Annotated in this window: 19 protein-coding genes and 4 tRNA genes; 8 read left to right on the top strand and 15 right to left on the bottom strand. The window is 68.4% G+C overall.

Translation table 11 applies throughout. From position 1 onward, the window contains the following. Positions 1-123: 123 nt before the first annotated feature. The 3 genes from FHW84_RS15915 to FHW84_RS15905 all read left to right on the top strand — a co-directional run bounded on the left by FHW84_RS15915 (position 124) and on the right by FHW84_RS15905 (position 3,523). Positions 124-1,161 carry an agmatine deiminase family protein gene (locus tag FHW84_RS15915; protein ID WP_167256947.1) on the top strand — a complete coding sequence of 346 codons (1,038 nt, stop codon included), beginning with the start codon at positions 124-126 and terminating at the stop codon, positions 1,159-1,161. 154 nt (positions 1,162-1,315) lie between these two features. Continuing rightward, entirely contained in the window at positions 1,316-2,206 is an 891-nt protein-coding gene (locus FHW84_RS15910; RefSeq protein WP_167256946.1) for a carbon-nitrogen hydrolase, read from the top strand. A gap of 81 nt (positions 2,207-2,287) precedes the next feature. Continuing rightward, positions 2,288-3,523, top strand: coding sequence for a TraB/GumN family protein (locus FHW84_RS15905; RefSeq protein ID WP_167256945.1), 1,236 nt, complete (start codon positions 2,288-2,290; stop codon positions 3,521-3,523). Positions 3,524-3,532: 9 nt separating this feature from the next. Here the strand turns inward: FHW84_RS15905 and FHW84_RS15900 are convergent, their stop codons facing one another. Further along, the gene (locus tag FHW84_RS15900; RefSeq protein WP_167256944.1) at positions 3,533-4,678 is read right to left on the bottom strand and encodes a glycoside hydrolase family 18 protein; all 1,146 of its coding nucleotides are present in this window, start codon (positions 4,676-4,678) and stop codon (positions 3,533-3,535) included. 148 nt (positions 4,679-4,826) lie between these two features. Here FHW84_RS15900 and FHW84_RS15895 point away from each other — a divergent pair, with 148 nt between their 5' ends. Both FHW84_RS15895 and FHW84_RS15890 read left to right on the top strand, forming a co-directional pair. Beyond that, positions 4,827-5,150 carry a cytochrome c gene (locus tag FHW84_RS15895; protein ID WP_167257002.1) on the top strand — a complete coding sequence of 108 codons (324 nt, stop codon included), beginning with the start codon at positions 4,827-4,829 and terminating at the stop codon, positions 5,148-5,150. An 18-nt stretch (positions 5,151-5,168) separates the two neighbouring features. Further along, a complete protein-coding gene (locus FHW84_RS15890; protein ID WP_167256943.1) occupies positions 5,169-5,522 on the top strand; it encodes a cytochrome c in 354 nt (117 codons plus the stop codon). A 142-nt stretch (positions 5,523-5,664) separates the two neighbouring features. On the opposite strand, the gene FHW84_RS15885 is transcribed toward FHW84_RS15890, so the two are convergent. Then, positions 5,665-6,273, bottom strand: coding sequence for an NfuA family Fe-S biogenesis protein (locus FHW84_RS15885; RefSeq protein WP_167256942.1), 609 nt, complete (start codon positions 6,271-6,273; stop codon positions 5,665-5,667). 149 nt (positions 6,274-6,422) lie between these two features. On the opposite strand from FHW84_RS15885, the gene FHW84_RS15880 reads away from it, so the two are divergent. Beyond that, a complete protein-coding gene (locus FHW84_RS15880) occupies positions 6,423-6,764 on the top strand; it encodes a 4a-hydroxytetrahydrobiopterin dehydratase (protein WP_167256941.1) in 342 nt (113 codons plus the stop codon). A gap of 2 nt (positions 6,765-6,766) precedes the next feature. Then, complete coding sequence (locus tag FHW84_RS15875) at positions 6,767-8,272, top strand: CPBP family intramembrane glutamic endopeptidase (protein WP_167256940.1); 1,506 nt, start codon at positions 6,767-6,769, stop codon at positions 8,270-8,272. Here the strand turns inward: FHW84_RS15875 and FHW84_RS15870 are convergent. Continuing rightward, positions 8,250-9,158: an RluA family pseudouridine synthase gene (locus FHW84_RS15870; RefSeq protein ID WP_243868148.1), complete on the bottom strand. Its 909-nt coding sequence runs from the start codon at positions 9,156-9,158 to the stop codon at positions 8,250-8,252. The genes FHW84_RS15875 and FHW84_RS15870 overlap by 23 nt on opposite strands. Positions 9,159-9,598: 440 nt before the next feature. On the opposite strand from FHW84_RS15870, the gene FHW84_RS15865 reads away from it, so the two are divergent. Then, entirely contained in the window at positions 9,599-12,865 is a 3,267-nt protein-coding gene (locus FHW84_RS15865) for an Rne/Rng family ribonuclease (protein ID WP_167256939.1), read from the top strand. Between the two features lie 92 nt (positions 12,866-12,957). On the opposite strand, the gene FHW84_RS15860 is transcribed toward FHW84_RS15865, so the two are convergent. From FHW84_RS15860 to serC, 12 genes are all read right to left on the bottom strand, one after another. Continuing rightward, a complete protein-coding gene (locus FHW84_RS15860; protein ID WP_167256938.1) occupies positions 12,958-13,614 on the bottom strand; it encodes a response regulator in 657 nt (218 codons plus the stop codon). 559 nt (positions 13,615-14,173) lie between these two features. Further along, a tRNA-Leu gene (locus FHW84_RS15855) sits at positions 14,174-14,260 on the bottom strand. A 157-nt stretch (positions 14,261-14,417) separates the two neighbouring features. Continuing rightward, positions 14,418-14,491, bottom strand: a tRNA-Cys gene (locus FHW84_RS15850). Positions 14,492-14,572: 81 nt separating this feature from the next. Then, positions 14,573-14,648 (bottom strand) — tRNA-Gly (locus tag FHW84_RS15845). A gap of 157 nt (positions 14,649-14,805) precedes the next feature. Further along, positions 14,806-14,881 (bottom strand) — tRNA-Gly (locus FHW84_RS15840). 48 nt (positions 14,882-14,929) lie between these two features. Further along, entirely contained in the window at positions 14,930-15,547 is a 618-nt protein-coding gene (gene pgsA, locus FHW84_RS15835) for a CDP-diacylglycerol--glycerol-3-phosphate 3-phosphatidyltransferase (protein WP_167256937.1), read from the bottom strand. Between the two features lie 63 nt (positions 15,548-15,610). Further along, entirely contained in the window at positions 15,611-17,437 is a 1,827-nt protein-coding gene (gene uvrC / locus FHW84_RS15830; RefSeq protein ID WP_167256936.1) for an excinuclease ABC subunit UvrC, read from the bottom strand. A gap of 67 nt (positions 17,438-17,504) precedes the next feature. Continuing rightward, positions 17,505-17,972, bottom strand: coding sequence for a low molecular weight protein-tyrosine-phosphatase (locus tag FHW84_RS15825; RefSeq protein WP_167256935.1), 468 nt, complete (start codon positions 17,970-17,972; stop codon positions 17,505-17,507). Next, on the bottom strand, positions 17,969-18,748 hold the full coding sequence (gene kdsB / locus FHW84_RS15820; protein ID WP_167256934.1) for a 3-deoxy-manno-octulosonate cytidylyltransferase: 780 nt from the start codon (positions 18,746-18,748) through the stop codon (positions 17,969-17,971). The genes FHW84_RS15825 and kdsB overlap by 4 nt, the downstream gene beginning before the upstream one ends. 141 nt (positions 18,749-18,889) lie before the next feature. Next, the gene (gene aroA, locus FHW84_RS15815; RefSeq protein WP_343203609.1) at positions 18,890-20,197 is read right to left on the bottom strand and encodes a 3-phosphoshikimate 1-carboxyvinyltransferase; all 1,308 of its coding nucleotides are present in this window, start codon (positions 20,195-20,197) and stop codon (positions 18,890-18,892) included. Between the two features lie 43 nt (positions 20,198-20,240). Further along, positions 20,241-21,329, bottom strand: coding sequence for a prephenate dehydratase (pheA, locus tag FHW84_RS15810; RefSeq protein WP_167256932.1), 1,089 nt, complete (start codon positions 21,327-21,329; stop codon positions 20,241-20,243). Positions 21,330-21,414: 85 nt separating this feature from the next. Further along, on the bottom strand, positions 21,415-22,500 hold the full coding sequence (serC, locus tag FHW84_RS15805; RefSeq protein ID WP_167256931.1) for a 3-phosphoserine/phosphohydroxythreonine transaminase: 1,086 nt from the start codon (positions 22,498-22,500) through the stop codon (positions 21,415-21,417). Positions 22,501-22,529: the final 29 nt, after the last annotated feature.

Genomic DNA, 22,529 nt, shown 5'->3' with positions numbered 1-22,529 from the left:
TAGGGAATAGGGAATCGAAGAGCTGCGGCGCTTGCCGCGGCTCTTTTTGCTATTCCCGATTCCCTATTCCCGATTCCCGCCCCCTACAATTCGCGTTTCCCCTTGCAACGCGAGTCCCCTCACATGAGCCATGCCACCTTGCGCCTGCCGGCGGAATGGGAGCCCCAGTCGGCCGTCCTGATCGCCTGGCCGCATGCCGATACCGACTGGGCCGAGCGCCTGGCCGAGGTGGAAACCACCTATGTGGCGCTGGCCGCGGCGGTCACCCGCTTCGAGCCGCTGATCGTGGTGGTCGCCGACGCCGGACTGCGCGCGCATGCCGAAGCGAAGCTGCGCGATGCCGGCGTGGATCTCGCCCGCATCCGCTTCGTCGAACTGCCCTACGACGACACCTGGCTGCGCGATTCCGGCCCGATCACCCTCAAGGACGACCAGGGCGCCTTCCAGCTCACCGATTTCCGCTTCACCGGCTGGGGCGGCAAGTTCGGCGCCGAGCAGGACGACGCGCTGGTCGCCGGCCTGGTGCAGGCCGGCGTCTTCGGCCGCGCCGCGCACAAGCGCATCGACTGGGCGCTGGAAGGCGGCGGCATCGAGAGCGATGGCGCCGGCACCGTGCTCACCACCTGGCGCTGCCTGGTGCAGCGCCATCCGGAGCAGTCGCGCGAGGAGATGACCGCGATCCTGCGCGACGGCCTGCACGCCGGCCGCATCCTGTGGCTGGACTACGGTTATCTGGAAGGCGACGACACCGACGCGCATATCGACACGCTGGCGCGCTTCTCGCCGGACGGCGGCATCGTGTTCCAGGCCTGCGACGACCTGGGCGACGCGCACCACGACGAACTGGCGCGCATGGCCGGCGAACTGGCCGCGCTGTGCACGGTGGACGGCAAGCCGTACGCGCTGCACCCGCTGCCCTGGGCCGAGCCGATCCTGGACGAAGGGCGCCGCCTCGCGGCCTCGTACGCCAACTATCTGATCGTCAACGGCGGCGTGCTGGTGCCCGCCTATGGCGACCCGGCCGACGACGAAGCGGCGCGGATCATCGGCCAGGCCCATCCGGGACGCGAGGTGGTGCAGGTGCCCTGCCGCCCGCTGATCTGGCAGAACGGCAGCCTGCACTGCATCACCATGCAATTGCCGGCGGGCATCTACGGCTGAATCCTCTTAAGCATCGGCCGGCGTAGGTTGGGGTGAGCAAAGCGAACCCCAACGTTACGACACGGTGGCGGGCCTGTTGGGGTTCGCCTGCGGCTCACCCGAACCTACTTACTACGTACAATTGCCCTTTCGCCCCCAGCGAGCAGGACTCCCCATGACCCGCAAGACCCTCAAGGTCGCGCTGCTGCAGGAAACCCACCGCGGCAGCCGCGACGCCAATCTCGACGCCATCGAAGCCGGCCTGCGCGAAGCCGCCGCGGCCGGCGCCGAACTGGTGCTGCTGCAGGAGCTGCACAACGGCCCGTATTTCTGCCAGCACGAGTCCGTGGGCGAGTTCGACCTGGCCGAGAGCATCCCCGGCCACAGCACCGAGCGCATCGGCAAGCTGGCCGGGGAATTGAAGCTGGTGGTGGTGGCTTCGCTGTTCGAGAAGCGCGCCACCGGGCTGTACCACAACACCGCGGTGGTGTTCGACCGCTCGGCGAAGATCGCCGGCAAGTACCGCAAGATGCACATCCCGGACGATCCGGCGTTCTATGAGAAGTTCTACTTCACGCCGGGCGACCTGGGCTTCGATCCGATCGACACCGCGGTCGGCCGCCTCGGCGTGCTGGTGTGCTGGGACCAGTGGTATCCGGAAGCCGCGCGCCTGATGGCGCTGGCCGGCGCGGAGCTGCTGCTCTATCCCACCGCGATCGGCTGGGACCCGAACGACGAGCAGGCCGAGAAAGACCGCCAGCGCGAAGCCTGGGTCACGGTGCAGCGCGGCCACGCGGTAGCCAACGGCCTGCCGCTGCTGGCCTGCAACCGCACCGGCTACGAGCCGGATCCGTCGGGCGTGGGCGCCGGCATCCAGTTCTGGGGCGCCAGCTTCGTGGCCGGGCCGCAGGGCGAATTCCTCGGCCAGGCCGGCACCGACGGGCGCCAGCTGCTGGTGGTCGAGATCGACATGGCGCGCAGCGAGCACGTGCGCCGGATCTGGCCGTTCCTGCGCGACCGCCGCATCGACGCCTACGGCGACCTGCTGAAGCGCTTCCGCGACTGAAGCGTGACCTCCGGCCGGATGGCTTGCGCCTTCCGGCCGCCGACCCCATGCAGTGATTTCCCTTACGCACCGAACCGACGCATGAGCCTGGACGCCACCGACACCGCCCTGCCCGCCGCCCTCGAAGGCCAGCCGATCGAGCGCGTGCTGCGCGACGGCGTCGAATACGTGGTGCTGGGCACGGCGCATGTGTCGCGCGCCAGCGTGGAAGCGGTGCGCGAGCTGCTGGCGCGCGAGCGCTTCGACGCGGTGGCGGTGGAACTGTGCCCGAGCCGCGCGCAGGGCATGCGCGATCCGGATGCGCTCAAGAAGATGGATCTGTTCCAGGTGATCCGCCAGGGCAAGGCCGGCATGGTCGCCGCCAGCCTGGTGCTGTCCACCTTCCAGAAGCGCCTGGCCGACCAGTTCGGCATCGAACCCGGCGCCGAAATGAAAGCCGCGATGGACGGCGCCGAACAGCGCGGCGTGCCGGTATGGCTGGTCGACCGCGAGGTCGGCACCACGCTCAAGCGCGCCTGGCGCAGCGTCGGTTTCTGGCAGCGCTTCGGCCTGATGGGCGGCCTGCTCGCCAGCGTGTTCGAACGCGAGGCGATCGAGGAAAAGGAAATCGAGAAGCTCAAGGAAGGCGACATGCTGGAAAGCGCCTTCAGCGAATTCGCCAATCAATCCGAGCCGCTCTACCGCAGCCTGATCGCCGAGCGCGACGCCTACATGGCGGCGCGCCTGCGCGAAGAAGCCGGCCTGGCCGGCTACGGCGGCGAGCCGCGGCGCGTGCTGGTGGTGATCGGCGCCGGCCACTTGAAGGGCCTGAGCGAACTGCTGCGCACGCAGCAGGGCGATGCGGCCGCGCAGGCGGCCGAGCTGGCCAGGCTGCCGGTGAAATCGAGCTGGCCGAAATGGATCGCCATCGGCCTGGTGCTGCTGGTGTTCGTGGCGATCGGCATCGCCTTCCACCGCAACAGCGCGCTGGGCGCGCAGGCGCTGCGCGACTGGGTGATGTACACCGCGGGCTTCTCCGCGCTGGGCGCGATCATCGCCGGCGGCCATCCGCTGAGTGTGCTGGCCGCGGCCGTGGCCGGACCGATCAAGCCGTTCCGCCCCGGCGTACCTTCCGGCGCGATCAGCGCGATGGCCGAAGCCTGGGTGCGCAAGCCGCGCGTGGCCGACTTCGAAACCCTGCGCGACGACATCGGCCACTGGACCGGCTGGTGGAAGAACCGCGTGGCGCGCACCCTGCTCAACTTCCTGCTGGTGTGCGTGGGCACGATTGCCGGCGAGTACACCGCCGGCATCCATATCTTCAAAAGCCTGTTCTGAGGCTTGCGCTCAGGGCTGGTGCAGGCCCTTGACCAGCACGTCGAGCAGTTCGCTGTCCTTGTCCAGGCTCTGCTCCCAGTACATCGCGCCGCCCAGGTGCCGCGACTTGATGAAACCGGTCTTGATGCGCAGCGACTGCGGGTCTTCGTAGCTCACAAACGTGTGCGTCTTCGCATTCCACAGATACGGCACCTCGGCCTGCTCGTCCCAGTAGCGCACGTAGCCGTTCTTGCCGATGTAGTCCGCTGTCAGTTCGCGCCACGAGGGCGCGCCGAAGAACTTGCCGTACTTCTGCTGCAGGCCGTTGTGTTCCGGCGCCACGTCCGTAAACGCGCGGCCGTAGAACGGCACGCCCAGCACCAGCTTCGAAGCCGGCACGCCCGCGTCGAGATACTGCTGCACCGCCTTGTCCGCGGCGCGGTCGCCGGATGGATCGAGCGCCGACGGATGCAGGCCGGCGTGGTGGCCGGTGGCGGGCGTGAGGCTGTTGTGGAAGTCGTAGGCCATCATGTTGAACCAGTCCAGCGAACGCGCCACGCGCGCCAGCTCGATGCCGGCGACGAATTCGTTGTCGGCCGAGGCGATGGTCAGCAGGTAATGCCGGCCCTGGTGCTGCTTGCCGAGCGCGTCCAGGCGCGCGCGCACGGCTTCCAGCATCAGGCTGAAGTTGCGGCGGTCCTCGGGGCGGTGGCTGATGTTGCCGCCGGGGAGCGTGGGATATTCCCAGTCGACGTCCAGGCCGTCGAGGTCGTGCTGCCCGATCAGCTTCGCGGCGTCGTCGGCAAAGCGCTTGCGCGAGGCTTCGGTGAGCGCGGCCTCGGAGAAATGCCCCGCGCTCCAGCCGCCCACCGACAGCACGATGCGCAACCGCGGGTTGCGCTGGCGCAAGGCCACCAGGCTCGCCAGCGAGGCCGTGGCGTGCGGGCTGCGCAGCACGATGTGGCCTTGTTCGTCGAGCGTGCCGAAGGCGTAGTTGAGGACGTCGACCTTGGCCGGGTCGATGGCCGGCAGCGGGTCGGCATCGGCCACGTAGCCCACGATGCGATAGCTGGCTGGCGATTCTTTCGCCACCGCGGCCCCCGTCAGCAGCAGGGCCGCCAGGCCCAGCATCCACCGGAAAGCCGCCGGGCGGCCGTACGACGCAATCCCCACCATGCCGTGTCCTTATCTATCAAGTGTCTGGTTCTTCGAGTGGCTGGGCAAGCCGCCGGATGGCCCATCGGCGTTGTTGTCCCTGCTCGGACCCACCGACTATACTTCCGAGACTTAACGCCATGTACCCGTCGGAATCGTGGGAATGATGATGACTCGACTGCAATTGCTCGGCCTGACCGTCGCTGCCGCTCTACTCGTCACTGGCAGCGCGCATGCCGAAGGCGACAAGGCCGCCGGCCGCAAACTGATCTACACCTGCAATGGCTGCCACGGCGTCGAGGGTTACGAAAACGCCTATCCGCGCTACCCCGTGCCGAAGATCGCCGGGCAGAACGCGCAGTACATCGTCAACGCCCTGCACGGCTACAAGGCGGGCGACCGCAGCCATCCGACCATGGGTGCCCAGGCGCAGAGCCTGTCCGACAAGGACATCGAGGACATCGCCGCCTACCTGTCCAGCCTCGCCAAGTAAGTAGCCCAAGGGATTCCGATGAATCGTGCGCTCACCCTGCTTTCGTTCGGCGCCGTCCTGGCGTTCGCTTCCCTCCAGGCCCCGGCCGCCGGCAACACCGACGCCGGCAAGCAGAAGGCCGCTGCCTGCTTCGCCTGCCACGGCGCCGACGGCAATTCCGTCGACCCGCAGTACCCGCGCCTGGCCGGCCAGTACAACCTGTACATCCAGCGCGCCCTGCACGAGTACAAGAGCGGCGCGCGCAACAACGCGATCATGAAGGGCTTCGTCGCCACGCTGTCCGAGCAGGACATCGAGGACGTGGCGGCCTATTTCTCCGCGCAGCCGAGCAAGCTCAGCACGCTCGAAGGGCATATCCAGGGCGATAAGTAAGCCCTGAGCTTGCCGCATGAAAAGGCCCGCTCGCGCGGGCCTTTTTCTTTTGCCCCCTCTCCCCTCCGCGGAGAGGGTCGGGGTGAGGGGGCGGGCGGAGCAGCGAGCGAAGGATCGCCATAAGCTCAACCGTTCTTCCTGATCAGCCCATGGCCGAGTGCCCTTCCCGCTTGCTGTAGTACGGATTGCTGCCGCCCGCGTGATCGGTGGCATCGCGCACTTCGGTGATCTCCGGCACGCGTTCGCGCAGCGTCTTCTCCACGCCTTGCTTGAGCGTCACGTCGACCATGCCGCAGCCGTGGCAGCCGCCGCCGAACTGCAGCACTACCACGCCTTGCGCACTCACCTCCAGCAGGCTGATGCGGCCGCCGTGCGCGGCGATGCGCGGATTGACCTCGGCGTCGAGCACGTAGCGCACGCGCTCCACCAGGCCCGCTTCCATGCCCGGCATGTCGCCCTTGATGCGCGGCGCGCGGATATTGAGCTGGCCGCCGGTGGCGTTGGATTCGTAGTCGATGCTGGCGCCGTCAAGCCAGGGCGCGCTGTCGCCCTCGACCTGGAACAGGAAGCCCTCGCATTCGATGGTCCATTCCTTGCCGGTGAGCTCGTCCGGCTCGCAGAACTCCAACTCGCAATTGGCGGCGGGCGTGCCCGGCGCGGTGACGCGCAGGCGGATGCTGAGGCCTTCGATGCCCTGCTGCGAAAGAAGACGCAGGAAATGCCGCTGCGCGCGTTCGGAAATGTCGATCATGCCTGCTCCGGGGAAACGGCCTGGCGCAGGCTGGGGAGCCGCGCCGGAAACAGCACCATTTTAGTCCTCTTTTGCGCCGGCTGCATGGTTTTGACTTTTCGCCACGCAACTTCGACGCTTCGCGTTTTGAATCTTCCGGAGTCCCGACCATGAGCTACGCCGACCTCGCCAGCCAGCACTGCACCCCGCGCAAGGGCAAGGAGCACGCGCTGGATGGCGCGCAGATCGAGGCCATGCTGGCGAAACTGCCGGGCTGGACGCTGGCCGCCGCAGGCAAGGCGATCGTGAAGGACTTCAAGTTCGCCGATTTCCACCACACCCTGGGCTTTATCAATGCGGTCGGCTTCATGGCCAACCAGGAAGACCACCATCCGGATCTCGAAGCCGGCTATGGGCACTGCCAGGTGCTGTGGTCGACGCATGACGTGGGCGGGCTTTCGCTCAACGACTTTATCTGCGCCGCGCGCGTCGAGGCCTTGCTGGCGCGCTGAGCTTGGGCGCGCGCCTGCCTGCTGCGGTTCGCGTCGCCAGCTTCGTGCTGGCGGCGGCCTTGTTGCTGCTGGGGCTGCGCGCGCTGGCGGGCTGGATGGTGGAAAGCCATCTGCGCCATGAGGCGGAGCGCGAACTGCATGTGCTGCAGGCGGGCGAGCCGCTGTGGCGATGGCGCCTGCGGCAGCCGCGCGATCTGGTGGCCGGGCGGGCGTTCGGGAATGCTTCGGTGGCTGCGGATGGGACCGGTCTGAAAGTGACCAGCCGTGACGGGCAGCCTTTCGAACTGGGCCTGCCGGTGCTGCAGCCGATGGATCTGGCGCACTGGCCGTTGCTGCATCTGGACCTCCGCGGCAGCAAGGCCGGATCGCTTTATCTCATCGTCCAGCCGCACGCGCGGGAGCCTTCGTGCATGGCCGACGCTGGCGGGATTCCTGTCGGCGACACGGCCACCCAGGTCTTCGATCTGCGCAAGCTCGACTGGCGGCATGGGGACGCGTCCCCCTGCGCGATGCCGGCCACCGTGGCGTATCTGTTCCGCCTGCGCGCGCAACTGCCGGCCGGTGGGACGCTCGAACTGCGCGACGCGGCGCTGGTGGCGGAGCGGCCGGTCCCGTTGCCCGGCTCCGCTCCCACAGTCGACCTTTCGGCGGGACGGGAAATCGATCTGCGCGAACAGCTGACCGTGGCCCCCACCATGCCGGCCGTGCCGCTGGTCTGGCTGCCGCGCGAAGGCTCGGTCGAAAACTGGCTCGGGCTGCGCGACCGGCTGCGCGATCGGTGGCCGGCCGCCCTCATCGTTTCCGCCGGGTCCACCCCTGTCGCTACCGCGCATGAAGCCGCTCCCGCCTGGCTGGCCTGGTCGATCTGCGCGGCCTACCTGCTGGTGCTGCTGTATACGGCGCGGCGCGATACCCATCCCGCCTGGGACGCGCTGGCCGTGGCGGCCGGCCCGCTCTGGCTGGTCGCCGGCCTGCAATGGGGGCTGCGCGCATCGCCGCCGGCGGTGGCGGCTTTTATCGGTGCGCTGGCCTGGGCCGGGTGGAAGGAGACGCGGCGGCGCCCGGCGGCTTGGCGCTGGATCGGCGGCAAGCCGAAGGACTGGCTGGCGCCGCTGGCGCTGCTTCCGGTGGCCGCGATCGTGGTGGCCATGTTCGGCCATGGCTACGCCGCGCCGGAATGGCGCCACGCTTTCTTATATGTCGCCTGGGCCGGCCTGCAGCAGTGGCTGATGCTGGCGGTGGTGCTGCGCCGGCTGGAGCACTGGCCGGGGGGAACGGCGCTGCCGATCCTGGGCACCGCCACCCTGTTCGCCCTGCTGCACTCCCCGAACGGAGCGCTGATGCAGCTGTGCTTCCTGGCCGAGCTTGGGTGGGCGTGGTGCTTCCTGCGCTCCCGCCGCCTGCTGCCGGTCGCCCTGGCTCACGCCGGCTGCGCGCTGCTGGTGGAAAGCGGGCTGACCGGCGGGCTGCTGCGCTCGCTGGAAGTCAGTGCGCGTTTTTTCCTCTAGGGCGGTAGCCCTCGGGATTTTTGCCTTTCACGGCAAGCACATCGAGGAAGTTCTTCAAGTCTTCTGGCAAGGGCGCCGAGAAGCCGTAGGCGCGCCCATCGAGCTCGAAGCTCATATGCGCGGCATGCAGGAACAGCCGCTGCAGGCCCATCTCGCGGTACAGCTTGTTCGCTTCCTTGTCGCCGTACTTGGCGTCGCCGGCCAGCGGGTGGCCGACGTGGGCGGCGTGCACGCGGATCTGGTGGGTACGGCCGGTGCCCAGGGTGGCCTGCATCAGGCGGGCGCCGCGGTACTGCTCCATCTCGCGGAAAAAAGTAAGCGAGGGCTTGCCGTTATCGGACACTCTTACCATCCGTTCGCCGCCCTGGAGCACCGATTTCTGCAGCGGCGCGTTGACGTCGAACTTGGCTTTGTTCGGATGCCCGACCATCAGGCAGAGGTATTGCTTGGTCACCGTATTGGCGCGGATCAGCGCCTGCAGCCCGGTCAGGCCGGCGCGGGTGCGGGCGAACACGAGCACGCCGCTGGTGTCGCGGTCCAGGCGGTGGACCAGCTCCAGATGCTCGTTCGGCCGGGCCGCGCGCAGCAGCTCGATCGCCCCGTGACTGACCCCGCTGCCGCCATGGCTGGCGATGCCGGCGGGCTTGTCGATCACCAGGAAGTGCTTGTCCTCGAAGATGACAGCCTCCGCGACAGCTTCCATCAGCGCGGCCGAAGGCGGCTGCTCGCCAGTCTTCTCCGGGGCCATGCGCACCGGCGGAATACGCAGCATATCGCCGGCGGCGAGACGGGTTTCCGGCTTGGCGCGCTTGCCGTTCACGCGCACCTGTCCGGTGCGCAGCAGACGGTAGATCATGCTTTTCGGCACGCCCTTGAGGATGGTCATCAAGGCGTTGTCGATCCGCTGGCCGTCCCTTTCCGGGCCGATCTCGACTTGACGCACTCCGTGAGGTGCGTCGTGGGAAGTTGCCGTCTGCATTGAAAAAAACCTGACTAAATAGGATACTCGGCCGGCGCTACGTCCTAGCCCGCCGAAACCGGTCCGGGCCGGGACGCCCGCCCGTGACGCCGGCGAGGATAGCGCCGGCCGCTCACCCGGCAGCCGGTCGCTGCTCCCTTTCATCGTAACGGTTCGGGTTGCCGTTTGTCCGATTGTTAAGAGAGATTTCTTAACGAATCGGCGCGGCTGGCGTGATGCCACGAATACCCCGGAGCCGGTAACGGCGCCGTCTTTATGCCGCTTCCCCGCTGCGGCGCGATCCCCGGCAGGCCGCCCAGAAGGCGCCACCGCGGCACGCGACGCGCGGCAAGCCAAGGAAAACTACAATGAAACGTATGTTGATCAACGCGACTCAGCGTGAAGAGTTGCGCGTGGCCATCGTCGATGGCCAGACTCTGTACGACCTCGACATCGAAATCCCCTCCCGCGAACAGAAAAAGGCCAACATCTACAAGGGCCGCATCACTCGCGTCGAACCCTCCCTGGAAGCCTGCTTCGTCGAATACGGTGCCGAGCGCCATGGCTTCCTGCCGCTGAAAGAAATCGCCCGGGAATATTTCACCCCCGGCCTGGATCCGAACAAGGCGAATATTCGCGATCTGATCAAGGAAGGCCACGAAGTGGTCGTCCAGGTCGAGAAGGAGGAGCGCGGCAACAAGGGTGCCGCCCTCACCACCTATATCAGCCTGGCCGGCCGCTACATGGTGCTGATGCCGAACAACCCGAAGGCCGGCGGCGTCTCGCGCCGGATCGAGGGCGAGGACCGGCAGGCCCTGAAGGAAGCCCTCGAGCACCTGACGGTGCCGGACGACGTCGGCCTGATCGTGCGCACGGCCGGCATGGGCCGCGACGCCGAAGAGCTCCAGTGGGACCTGGACTACCTGCTGCAGCTGTGGAAGGCCATCTCGGCCGCCGCCAGCGCGCAGAAGGCGCCGTTCCTGATCTACCAGGAATCGAAGCTGTTCATCCGCGCCCTGCGCGACTACCTGCGCAATGACATCGGCGAGATCCTCATCGACGAGGAATCGCTGTTCAACGACGCGCGCGAGTTCATGCAGCAGGTCATGCCCAATGCCCTGCGCAAGCTCAAGCTGTACCGGGACGACACCCCGCTGTTCTCGCGCTACCAGATCGAGACCCAGATCGAGAGCGCGTTCGACCGCCAGGTCCGCCTGCCCTCCGGCGGCTCGATCGTGATCGACCAGACCGAAGCGCTGACGGCCATCGACATCAACTCCTCGAAGGCCACCAAGGGCAGCGACATCGAGGAAACCGCGTTCAACACCAACTGCGAGGCGGCGGTGGAAATCGCCCGCCAGTTGCGCATCCGCGATGCCGGCGGCCTGATCGTGATCGATTTCATCGACATGGACAGCCCCAAGCACCAGCGCGAAGTGGAAGAGCGCCTGAAGGACGCCCTGAAGCTGGACCGCGCCCGCGTGCAGGTCGGCCGCATCTCGCGCTTCGGCCTGCTGGAAATGTCGCGCCAGCGCCTGCGCCCGAGCCTGGGTGAAGCCACCCAGATCGTGTGCCCGCGCTGCGAGGGCCATGGCCACATCCGCAGCGTGGAATCGCTGGCGCTGTCGACCCTGCGCCTGATCGAAGAGCACGCCATGAAGGACAACACCGGCCAGGTGCTGGTGCAGGCCCCGCCGGCGGTGGCCAACTTCATGCTCAACGAGAAGCGTGCCGGCGTGGTCGAGATCGAGCTGCGCAACAAGGTCCACGTGGTGATCGTGGCCGACGACCAGCTCGAGACCCCGCACATCCAGATCCAGCGCATCCGCGAAGCGGAGATGGGCGAGCACAGCAAGCCCAGCTACGAGCGCCGGACCGTGGTGGAAGCCGCGCCGATCCCGAAGATGGGCCAGGCCCTGGGCAGCGGCGAGCAGCCGGCCGTCAGCGGCATCGTGCCCGCCTCGCCCGCCCCCGTGCGCGAGGAAACCGCGCCGGCTCCGGTCGCCGCGCCGCCGGCCCGCCAGGCTCCGCGTCCGGCCGCCGCGCCGACGCCGAGCGGCGGCATGATCTCCCGCTTCCTGGGCTGGTTCCGTGCCGCCCCGGCCCCGGCGCCCGCGCCGGAAGCCAGGCGCGAAAGCACCCCGTCCAACACCGGCGGCCGCAACCAGCGCCGTGACGAGCGCGGCCGCGGACAGCAGCCGCAGAACCGCCAGCAGCAGCAACCCCAGCAGCGCCGCGACCAGCAGCCCAAGCAGGGCCAGGCCCAGCAGCAGCAACAGCAGGGCAAGGGCAATCGCCAGCGCGGCAACGAGCAGCAGCCGCGCCAGCAGCAGGGCCAGGCCAAGCCGGAACAGCAGCAGCGCCAGCAGCAGCCGAAGGCCGCCGAGGCCCAGGCCGGCGAGCGCAAGCAGAACCCGCAGCAGCCGCGCCAGGAACAGGCCAAGCCCGCCCAGCCGCAGGCCGCGCAGGCGCAGGAACCGCGCCAGCCGCGTCCGGCCGCGCAGCCGCAGCACGCTGCTCCGGCCGCCGCCGCCGTCCAGCCGATCGCTCCGCAGCAGCCGGCCCCGCAACCGCAGCCGCAGCGCCCGGCCCCGGCGCCCGCCGATGAAGCCGCGCAGGACGCCGCGCTCGCCGCCAAGCCGGTGACCGATGCCGTCGCACCCGACGCGCTGGATCCGGCCGCCGCCGAAGCCGAAGGCGGCCAGCCGCGCCGCCGCCGTGGCCGCCGCGGCGGCCGCCGCCGCCGCCGTCACGAAGACGCCGCCCAGGCCGGCTCGCCCGACGCGCAGCAGGACAACGAGTTCGATCTGGACGACGAAGACCGCGAGGAAGATGGCGCCGGGCAGCCGGCCAAGGCCGAAGCGCGTCCCGCCGCAGCGGCTGTCGCCGCGACCGCGGCCGCCGCCGTGATCGCCGTCGAAGGCATCGAGTCGGCCCATGCTCCGGCGGCTCGCGCCGAACTCGAGGTCCCGGTGGTCGAAACGCCCGCCCCGGCACCAGCTTCGTTCAACCTGCCCGCCCTGCCGCCGGTGCCCGCGAAGGCGGACGAGCCGGAAGCCGTGGCCGCACTGCCGGCCGAGCCGGTGGTGGCGCACGCGCCGGTGGAAGACGCGCCGGTCGCCGCCGACGTATCGGCGCCGCCGGCCACCGTGGCGGAAAGCGAGAGCCGCGCCGCCGCGACGGTGACGACGCTGGAGTCCGCTCCGCTGTTCACCGCCGCCGAGGCCGTGGCAGCCGAGCCCGTCGCTGCCGCTCCGGTCGCCGAAGCGCCCGCGGTTGAAGCGGCCCCGGTGGTGGTCCATGTCGAGCCGGTGCTCCCGGTCGAACCGGCTGCCGTGGAACCGATGGTCATCGAACCCGCGGTTGTCGTCGTCGAGACGGTCAAGGCCGAGCCGGAAGTCCAGGCGCCGGAAGCCGTCGAGACGAAACACGAAGCGATCGCCGACGAACCCGCTCAGGCGGAGCTGCCGTCGGAAGTCACCGTGGTGCCCGCACCGGTCACGCAGTTGCCCGCACAGGGCGATCTGCTGGGCCACGTGGCGCCGCCGGCGACCCACGCAAGCACGGACGAAGCCGCCGCGCAGGACGACGCTGCTTCGGAAGAGAAGAAGGACAGCCACGCTTCCAACGGCTGATCCGGCGCATCGCGCAACGAAAAAGCCGGGCTTATCGCCCGGCTTTTTTTATGCCGCGAATCGACCGCAAGCCACGGTTCGCTACGCCGCGCTCAACCGCCGCCGATCTGGTTGTTATGCGTATCCAGCAGCCCGTGGATGGTCATCAGGTGCGCGAGGCTCACGATGTGATCCACCTGCAGCTTCTCCATCAGGCGCTGCTTGTAGGTGGACACCGTCTTGGGGCTCAGGTTGAGCTGCTCGCCGATGGTGGTGAGCGCCTTGCCGCGCACCAGCATCATGGCGACTTCCAGCTCGCGGCTGGACAGCGCGTCGAACGGCGAGGCCTCGCCGTCCAGCGTCGCCAGCGCCAGCTGCTGCGCCACCGCCGGCGCCAGGTAGCGGCGGCCGCCGGCGACCTGGCGCACCGCGCACAGCAGTTCGTCGGCGGTGCAGCCCTTGGTGAGGTAGCCGGTGGCGCCGGCTTCGAGCAGGCGCTTGGGAAAGCGCGCGTCGTCCACCACGGTGATGATGATGATCTGCGTCGGCATCTTGGCGCGGGCGACGCGCTCGGTGAGCTCGATGCCGCTCATGCCGGGCATGTGCACGTCGACCAGCGCGATTTCCGGCTCATGCGCGCGGATCAGCTTCAGTCCCTCTTCCGCCGTGCCCGCCTCGCCGCAGATATGCACGTCCGGCTGCTGCTGCAGGATCATCCGAAAGCCGGTGCGGACGAGCTCGTGATCGTCGATAAGAACCAGATTGATCACGTCCCCGCCCTCCGTGGGTCAAGTTCCTGAAAGTAGGCGGCATGCGCAGACGATGCAAGCACCCCCCTGTAAGTGGCGTCCACCAACATAAAAACTTTTTCTCGCCTCCCTTTCCCGGAGCGTTGCCGCCTGGACTTGCGCAAGTATCTTCGATCGCCCTGACCGGGTCTGTCAGTCATGACCTACGGTGTGTCGTCATAAGCTGGCGAGTGTTATCTCCCCGTGATGATTTTCGCGCTTTCCAGAGGCTCCGGACGTGCGTTGGCGCCAGGAAATCCCTAGCGCCTCAAGCAGGTGCCCGCTGACAGCGCAGCTCCCGAAGGCCGCATGGTTTTAGGAGTGATTCCGGCCTGGCTGGCGGTTTTCGCTGGGCCGTGTCTGCGGTGTCGTCCTACATCAGTGGTCGGTGCGATGTCAGGAAAACCTCACCCGCAGATGGATGGACGAAGGCATCCGCCCCTCAGCGCGGCCGTCGCGCAAACGGAAGCACCCGCCGCACGCGAAACGAACGCGCACGAAACGGACGCCGTAGCGTCAGCCAGGGAACAAGAGGAAGACATGGTGCCCGGAGCGGGGGTCGAACCCGCATAGCCTTTCGGCTGAGGGATTTTAAGTCCCTTGCGTATACCAGTTTCGCCATCCGGGCCGAGCGACATGATGCACGTGCGGTGCGCGCCGCCTGCGATATCGCGGCGCATCCTAGCATGCGTGCGTGGCTGGCACTCCGCGTCCTCTGCTGCGCGGATCCCGCTCATGCGGGCAACAAAAAGCCCGCGCATGGCGGGCTTTTTGAATCTTCGCAATGGAGGCCAGGGTCGGAATCGAACCGGCGTACACGGCTTTGCAGGCCGCTGCATGACCACTCTGCCACCTGGCCATTGCCGGCGCATCGTAACCGGAAAGATCACGCTGTGCCTTAAAAAACAAAACCCCGGCGGTCCGAGGTTTTGCTGAAGACTGGAGCGGGAAACGAGACTCGAACTCGCGACCCCGACCTTGGCAAGGTCGTGCTCTACCAACTGAGCTATTCCCGCATCAGAGTCAGAAATCATAGCAGAAGATCGGGATTTGTGAAGAGGCGGCGACGGATTAATTTGCCCGCGCTTACCGCTTTCATCCCCTTCCGAGCCCGCCGGCGCGTGGACCCCGGAAACGAGAAAGCCCCGGATTTACCGGGGCTTTCATCGAAACTGGAGCGGGAAACGAGACTCGAACTCGCGACCCCGACCTTGGCAAGGTCGTGCTCTACCAACTGAGCTATTCCCGCATCGGAGTCGCGCATTGTAATGGCTAAAGCGCGGTCGTCAAGCCTCTGTCACACGGTGCCGTTTTCCTCGTTCGCCGGCTCGTTGCGCGGCGGTTCGCCGCGCAGCATCGGCCATGCGGCGCGCAGGTAGTACAGGCCGGACCAGATGGTCAGCACGCCCGCGATCACCAGCAGCGCCTCGCCGATGTGATACAGGCGCAGCGCCTCGGCGCTCTTCTCGTGCTGCACGATCAGCACCACCAGCGCGATCATCTGCATCACGGTCTTGAGCTTGCCGACGAAGGCCACCTTCACCGCCGCGCGCATGCCGATCTCGGCCATCCACTCGCGCAGCGCGGACACGCTGATCTCGCGCCCGACGATAATCGCCGCCGTCACCGCCATCAGCACGCCGGCCCAGCCGCCGCGATGCGATTCCACCAGCAGGAACAGCGTCACCGCCACCATCAGCTTGTCGGCCACCGGATCCAGGAAAGCGCCGAACGCGGATGTCAGATTGAGCCGGCGCGCCAGGTAGCCGTCCAGCCAGTCGGTGATCGCCGCGAGCAGGAACACCACCGCGGCGGTGATGTTGTGGCCCGGGAACTGCCAGTAGAACACCAGCACCATCACCGGCAGCAGTGCCACGCGGAACAGGGTGAGCCAGGTCGGCAGATTGATGCGCATAGGTTCCTTAGCTCTCATCCGCGCAGTGTCGCATGCGCGCGTCGTGCCCACAGTAACGAAGGTTCAGCCATGCAGGGCCGCATAGATGCGCTCCGCCAGGCCACGGTCGATGCCCTTGATCCGTGTGAGTTCCTCCACGCCCGCCGCTTCTACGCCGGCGAGTCCGCCGAAGGCCTTGAGCAGCGCGGCGCGGCGGCGTGCGCCGATGCCCGGCACGTCTTCCAGCACACTGCGCTCGCGCGCCTTCTCGCGCCGCTTGCGATGGCCGCTGATGGCGAAGCGGTGCGCCTCGTCGCGCACGGCCGCCACCAGATGCAGCGCCGGCGACGCCGGGCCGGGATGCAGCTCGCGGCCGCTGTCGGCGAGGATCAAGGTCTCCTCGCCCGCGCGGCGGCCCGGCCCTTTCGCCACGCCGACCACGCGGATGCCGCTCACGCCCAGTTCCTTCAGCACATCCAGCGCCTGCGCCACCTGCCCGCCGCCGCCGTCGATCAGCAGGATGTCGGGGCTGGCGCCCTCGCCTTCCGCCACCTTGCGGAAGCGGCGCGTCAGTGCCTGGTGCATGGCGGCGTAGTCGTCGCCCGGCGTGATGCCGGCGATATTGAAGCGGCGGTAGTGCGATTTCTCCGGCCCTTCCGGACCGAACACCACGCACGAAGCCACCGTCGCCTCGCCCATGGTGTGGCTGATGTCGAAGCATTCGATGCGACGCGGCGATGCATCCAGCTCCAGCAGCCGCTGCAGGTCGTCGAAGCGCGCGCCCAGCGTCTGCCGGCTGGCCAGGCGCGCGGTGAGCGAGGCCTGCGCATTGCGCTCGGCCATCTGCAGGAAGCGCGCGCGTTCGCCGCGCACGCTGGCTTTCAGTTCCACCGTGCGGCCGGATTGCTGGGTCAGCACCTCGGCCAGGATTTCCTGGTCCGGAATCGGCTGGCACAGGATCAGCTCGCGCGGCACCGGGCGGTCCAGGTAGTACTGCGCGATGAACTGGGCCATCACGTCGCCCGGCTCGGCATCCAGCGGCAGGCGCGGGAAGAAATCGCGCGTGCCCAGGCTGATGCCGTTGCGGAAGAACAGCACGCTGACGCAGGCCATGCCGGCTTCGATGCGGCAGGCGATCACGTCCATGTCGGCGCTGGCGCCATGCACGTGGTGCTGCGCCTGCAGGCCGCGCAGCGCGGCCACCTGGTCGCGCATCGAGGCGGCGCGCTCGAATTCCAGCGACTTGCTGGCCTGCTCCATCGAACCCACCAGCTCGTCGATCACCGCGCTGCTGCGACCTTCCAGGAACATCTCGGCATGGCGCACGTCGCTGCGGTAGTCGTCGACCGCGATCAGCTGCACGCACGGCGCCGTGCAGCGCCCGATCTGGTGCTGCAGGCAGGGCCGCGAGCGGTTGCGGAAATAGCTGTCCTCGCACTGGCGCACCTTGAACAGCTTCTGCATCAGGTTGAGGCTTTCGCGCACCGCGAACGCGCTCGGATACGGGCCGAAATAGCGGCCCGGCAGGTTCTTGGCGCCGCGGTGGAAGGCCAGCCGCGGATACTCCTCTTTGCTGGACAGATAAATGTACGGATAGCTTTTGTCGTCGCGCAGCAGGATGTTGTAGCGCGGCTTCAGCGACTTGATCAGCTGCGATTCCAGCAGCAGCGCCTCGCCCTCGGTGCGCGTGATGGTGATCTCGGCGCTCTCGATCTGCGACACCATCGAGGCGATGCGCGGCTCCATCCGCGGCTTGAGGAAATAGCTGCCGACGCGCTTCTTGAGATTGCCCGCCTTGCCGACGTAGAGCAGCTCGCCCTCGGCATCGAAATAACGATAGACGCCGGGCGAGGTGGTCAGGGTGCGGACGAAGGCCTTGCCGTCGAAGGCCTGCGGCGGAGTGGGCTGCATAGGGTGAATTCTAACGGGATTCGCCCCTCTCTTATGGAGGCCGGCGTCGCCATTGCAATGGCGCGGATCAGCGCCGGCGCAGGCGCTCGATCAGTCCGGCCACGCCGCGTTCGGCCAGCGCCACGCAGGCGGTGAAGCCTTCGGGGCCGCCGTAGTACGGGTCGGGGAAATCCTGCGGCGGCGCGGCGCCGGTCCAGGGCAGGAACAGGCCGGTTTCGGCGCGTGAGCGAGGTGTGACGAAGCGCTGGATGCCGCGCAGATTGTCGCTGTCCATGGCGAAGACCAGGTCGTATGCGTCCAGGTCCGCGGCCCGCAGCTGCCGCGCGCGGTGCGGCGAAAGATCGAAGCCCGCCGCCGCGGCCGCATGCACCATGCGCAGGTCGGCGCCCTCGCCCACATGCCAATGGCCGGTGCCGCAGGAGGCCACCTCCACGGCAAGCCCCGCCTCGGCGCAGCGCTGGCGCGCCACGCCTTCCACCAGCGGCGAGCGGCAGATATTGCCCAGGCACACGAACAGGACGCGCGGCGCGCTCATCCCTGCGCCGCCAGCCATTGCTCCGCGCGCAGCACGTCGGCTTCGGTATCGATTCCCGGCGGGAACGGCTCCGGCGTCAGGCGCACGGCGATGGCGTGGCCATGTTCCAGCACGCGCAGCTGCTCCAGCGATTCGGCCTGCTCCAGCGGCGTGCGCTGCAGCGTGGTGTAGCGCTGCAGGAAGCCGGCGCGGTACGCGTAGATGCCGATATGGCGCAGGAACGGCGTATCCGCCGGCAGCTGCTCGCGGCTGGCGGCGAAGGCATCGCGTGCCCAGGGCAGCGGTGCGCGGCTGAAGTACAGCGCGCGGCCGGACACGGTGCGCACCAGCTTCACCACGTTCGGATCGAACAGTTCGTGCGCATCGAGGATGGGCGTGGCCAGCGTGGCCATCGGCGCATCGTCCTCGGCCAGCGCACGCGCCACCTCGCGGATGCCGGCCGCGGGAGCGAACGGTTCGTCGCCCTGCAGGTTCACCACGATGGCGTCGTCCGCCCAGCCGTAATGCGCGGCGCATTCGGCCAGGCGATCGCTGCCGGAAGCGTGGTCGGCGCGGGTCATGCAGATATCGATGCCCTGCTGCCCGGCCAGCGCATCGGCGACGCGCCGGTCGTCCACCGCCACCACCACCCGGGCCGCGCCGGCCTGCAGCGCACGCTGGGCCACGCGCACCACCATCGGCACGCCGCCCAAGGCGCGCAGCGGCTTGGCCGGCAGGCGGGTGGAGCCGTAGCGGGCGGGGATGGCGACGATGAAGGGCGGGACGTGTGCGGACATGGCGACCTCGTGTGGAGGCGCCAAGCCTAACCGCTGGGCAAGGTTGACACGAGCCTCGACCGCGCAGGTTGGGGTGAGCCGCAGGCGAACCCCAACGTTGCCGCGCTGTTGGGGTTCGCCTGCGGCTCACCCCAACCTACGTCAGCCGTCGGTGCGCAGTTCGAAACCGCAGCCGTTCGCCAGCTCCATGAAGCCCGGGAACGACGTGGCCACATTCGCGCAATCCGCGATGCGGATCGGCCCCTGCGCCACCAGGCCGGCAACGGCGAAGCTCATCGCGATGCGGTGATCGCCGTGGCTGTCCACTTCGCCGCCGCGCAGCGCGCCGCCGTCGATGATGGCGCCGTCCGGCGTCTCCTCGATATTCGCGCCGATGGCCTTCATGCCGGCGGCCATGGTGGCGATGCGGTCCGATTCCTTCACGCGCAGCTCGGCCGCGCCGCGCACCACGGTGCGCCCCTTGGCCGCCGTCGCGGCAATGAACAGCGCGGGGAATTCGTCGATCATGTCCGGCACCAGCGCCTCCGGCAGCTCCACGCCATGCAACTGCGCGTGGCGCACGATCAGATCGCCCACCGGCTCGCCGCCGCTCTCGCGTTCGTGCTCGACCGTGATGTCCGCGCCCATCAGGCGCAGCGCCTGCAGCAGGCCGGTGCGGCGCGGGTTGAGGCCCACCGCCGGCAGGCGCAGTTCGGCGCCGGGCACGATGCTGCCCGCGACCAGGAAGAACGCGGCGGAGGAGAAATCCGCCGGCACGTCCACGTCGGTGGCGCGCAGGCGATGGCCGCCGCTGAGGCGCGCGCGGCCGGGTTCGAATTCAATCGGCCAGCCGAAGGCGGCGAGCATGCGCTCGGTGTAGTCGCGCGTGGGATGCGGCTCGATCACTTCCGTCTCGCCCTGCGCATACAGGCCGGCCAGCAGCAGCGCGGACTTCACCTGCGCGCTCGCCACCGGCAGCGTGTAGCGGATGCCCTTGAGCGGCTGGCCGCCGTGCACGCGCAGCGGCGGCAGGCCGTCCTGCGTATCGATGCGCGCGCCCATCGCGGCGAGCGGCTCGGTGACGCGGCGCATCGGGCGCCTGGACAGCGACTCGTCGCCGATCAAGGTGCTGTCGAAGGCCTGCCCCGCCAGCAGGCCGGCCAGCAGGCGCATGCCGGTGCCGGCGTTGCCGCAGTCCAGCGCTTCGGCGGTGCCGCGCAGGCCGTGCAGGCCGACGCCGTCGACCACGCGCTCGCCGGCGCTGGGCGTTTCGATGCGCACGCCGAGCTTCTGCAGCACCGCCGCGGTGGCGCGGGTGTCCTCGCCTTCGAGGAAGCCGCGGATATGCGAGCGGCCTTCGGCCAATGCGGACAACATCATCGAACGATGCGAAACGGACTTGTCGCCCGGCACGCGCACGCTGCCGTGCAGCGCGCGGGCGGGCTGGCTCAACCAGTCGAGTCGGGTCACGAAGCTTCTCCGGGCGGCGGCCGGCGGCCGCCGCGGTCTGGGATCAGGGCAAGGCCACCGGGTAGGAACCGAGCACGCGCACCTGCGCGGCGGCGCCGTCCATCTCCTGCATCGCGGCCTGGATCGGCGCGTCCTGCACATGGCCGGACACGTCGATGAAGAACGCGTACTGCCACTTGCCGGTGTGCGCCGGGCGCGACTCGATGCGGTTGAGGCTGACGTCGTGCTTGGCGAACGGGCTGAGCACGTCGTACAGCGCGCCGGGCTTGTCGTTCACGGTGATCAGCAGCGAGGTGCGGTCGTTGCCCGAGGGCGGGAACAGCGAGCGGCCGATGACCAGGAAGCGCGTGGTGTTGTCGGCGCGGTCCTCGATGCCGGTGGCCAGCGTCTTCAGGCCGTACACGCGGCCGGCCGTTTCGCCGGCGATCGCGCCCGCGTCGTCCGCATGCCGCGCCATGCGCGCGGCTTCGGCATTGCTGCTGACCGCGATGCATTCCACGCCCGGCAGGTTGATGCGCAGCCAGGTCTTGCACTGCTGCAGCGACTGCGCGTGCGCATAGACGCGCTTGATGTCTTCCATTCTGCCGCTCTGCGAATGCAGGCACTGGTGCACGCGCAGCTCGATCTCGCCGCAGATGGTGGCCGCGGAAGTAAGGAACATGTCCAGGGTGATCTGGATCATGCCCTGGCCGGAGTTCTCCACCGGCACCACGCCGAAATCGGCATGGCCGGCGGCGACCTCCTGGAATACTTCCTCGATGCTGCCCAGCGGCAGGCCATAGGCGGCATGGCCGAAGTGCTTGCGCACGGCCTGCTCGCTGAAGGTGCCTTCGGGGCCGAGGAAGCCGACCTTGAGCGGGTCTTCCTGCGCCAGGCAGGAGGACATGATCTCGCGGAACAGGCGCACCATTTCCGTGTCGGACAGCGGCCCGCGGTTGCGGTCCACCACCATGCGCAGCACGTGGGCCTCGCGCTCGGGCCGGTAATAGTCGATCGCCGACAGCCCTTCGCCCTTGACGCGCGCCACTTCCTGGGCCCAGGTCGCGCGCTCGGCGATGAGCTCCTGGATCTGGCGGTCGATGCTGTCGATGCGTTCGCGCACCTGTTCGAGCGAGACTTTTGATTCGGTCATGAGCTGAGGTTCGGGGGTAAAGATGTCCAAACGGGGAAACGCATAGTGCCTGATCGGCGGCGGTAAAAGCGATCAGGCACGCCGGTCAACCATGCCGCGCGGCGAAGTCGCGCATGAACTGCACCAGCACCTGCACCGCCTCCAGCGGCACCGCGTTGTACAGCGAGGCGCGCATGCCGCCCAGCGCCTTGTGGCCCTTCAGCGCGAGCAGGCCGGCGGCTTCGGATTCCTTGAGGAAGTCCGCGTCCAGCGCGCTGTCGTGCAGGGTGAAAGGCACGTTCATGCGCGAACGCGCGGCCGGTTCCACCGGGTTGCGGTAGTAGCCGCCGGAACCGTCGATGGCCTGGTACAGCAGCGCGGCCTTGTCGTGGTTGCGGCGCGCAATCGCATCCAGGCCACCCTGCTCCTTCAGCCACTGGAAGGTGAGCCCGGCCAGGTACCAGCCCCAGGTATTGGGCGTGTTGAGCATGGAATCGTTGGCGGCGTGATCGGCGTAGCGGAAGATCTTCGCCATCGGCCGCGAGGCGCGCTGCAGCAGGTCGCGGCGCACGATCATCACCACCAGGCCGGAGGGGCCGATATTCTTCTGCGCGCCGGCGTAGATCAGGCCGAAGCGGCTGACGTCGAGCGGTTCCGACAGGATGTTGGACGACATGTCGGCGACCAGCGGGACCTCGCCCACGTCCGGCACGTCGTGGTACTCGACGCCGTGGATGGTCTCGTTCGGCGTGTAGTGCACGTACGCCGCGCGCGGATCGAGCTGCCAGCTGCCGCGCGGCGGCAGGCGCAGGTAATGCTCGTCCTTGCTGCTGGCGGCGACGTTCACCCGCACGTACGGCGCCGCTTCGCTGGCCGCCTTCTCGCCCCAGTGGCCGTTGACGATGTAGTCGGCGCTGTCGCCCTCGCCCGCCAGGTTCAGCGGAATCTGCGCGAAATGCTGGGTGGCGCCGCCCTGCAGGAACAGCACGGCGTAGTCGGCCGGGATGCGCAGCAGTTCGCGCAGGTCCGCTTCGGCCTGTTCGGCCAGGCCGATAAAGCGCTTGCCGCGGTGGGACAGTTCCATCACCGAGGCGCCGCTGCCGTTCCAGTCGAGCAGTTCGCGCTGCGCGCGTTCCAGTACCGCGGTGGGAATCGCGGCCGGCCCCGCGCTGAAATTCCAGACCCTGCTCACGAGCGACGCCTTTATGAAGGGAATAAGCG

It is taken from the genome of Dyella sp. SG562 (assembly GCF_011759495.1).
Lineage (GTDB): Bacteria > Pseudomonadota > Gammaproteobacteria > Xanthomonadales > Rhodanobacteraceae > Dyella_D > Dyella_D marensis.
Note: the sequence above shows the minus strand (reverse complement) of the source record. Positions and strands in the feature narration are given on the sequence as shown.

Bases quoted from the DNA above. Each gene is read 5' to 3' on its own strand.
- FHW84_RS15915 (WP_167256947.1), top strand. From the start codon at position 124: ATGAGCCATGCCACCTTGCGCCTGCCGGCGGAATGGGAGCCCCAGTCG.
- kdsB (WP_167256934.1), bottom strand. From the start codon at position 18,748: ATGTCCGCACACGTCCCGCCCTTCATCGTCGCCATCCCCGCCCGCTAC.
- FHW84_RS15865 (WP_167256939.1), top strand. From the start codon at position 9,599: ATGAAACGTATGTTGATCAACGCGACTCAGCGTGAAGAGTTGCGCGTG.
- FHW84_RS15870 (WP_243868148.1), bottom strand. From the start codon at position 9,158: ATGACCATCCTCAAGGGCGTGCCGAAAAGCATGATCTACCGTCTGCTG.
- FHW84_RS15825 (WP_167256935.1), bottom strand. From the start codon at position 17,972: ATGAGCGCGCCGCGCGTCCTGTTCGTGTGCCTGGGCAATATCTGCCGC.
- pheA (WP_167256932.1), bottom strand. From the start codon at position 21,329: ATGACCGAATCAAAAGTCTCGCTCGAACAGGTGCGCGAACGCATCGAC.
- FHW84_RS15905 (WP_167256945.1), top strand. From the start codon at position 2,288: ATGAGCCTGGACGCCACCGACACCGCCCTGCCCGCCGCCCTCGAAGGC.
- pgsA (WP_167256937.1), bottom strand. From the start codon at position 15,547: ATGCGCATCAATCTGCCGACCTGGCTCACCCTGTTCCGCGTGGCACTG.
- FHW84_RS15895 (WP_167257002.1), top strand. From the start codon at position 4,827: ATGACTCGACTGCAATTGCTCGGCCTGACCGTCGCTGCCGCTCTACTC.
- FHW84_RS15900 (WP_167256944.1), bottom strand. From the start codon at position 4,678: ATGGTGGGGATTGCGTCGTACGGCCGCCCGGCGGCTTTCCGGTGGATG.
- uvrC (WP_167256936.1), bottom strand. From the start codon at position 17,437: ATGCAGCCCACTCCGCCGCAGGCCTTCGACGGCAAGGCCTTCGTCCGC.
- FHW84_RS15910 (WP_167256946.1), top strand. From the start codon at position 1,316: ATGACCCGCAAGACCCTCAAGGTCGCGCTGCTGCAGGAAACCCACCGC.
- FHW84_RS15890 (WP_167256943.1), top strand. From the start codon at position 5,169: ATGAATCGTGCGCTCACCCTGCTTTCGTTCGGCGCCGTCCTGGCGTTC.
- FHW84_RS15885 (WP_167256942.1), bottom strand. From the start codon at position 6,273: ATGATCGACATTTCCGAACGCGCGCAGCGGCATTTCCTGCGTCTTCTT.
- FHW84_RS15880 (WP_167256941.1), top strand. From the start codon at position 6,423: ATGAGCTACGCCGACCTCGCCAGCCAGCACTGCACCCCGCGCAAGGGC.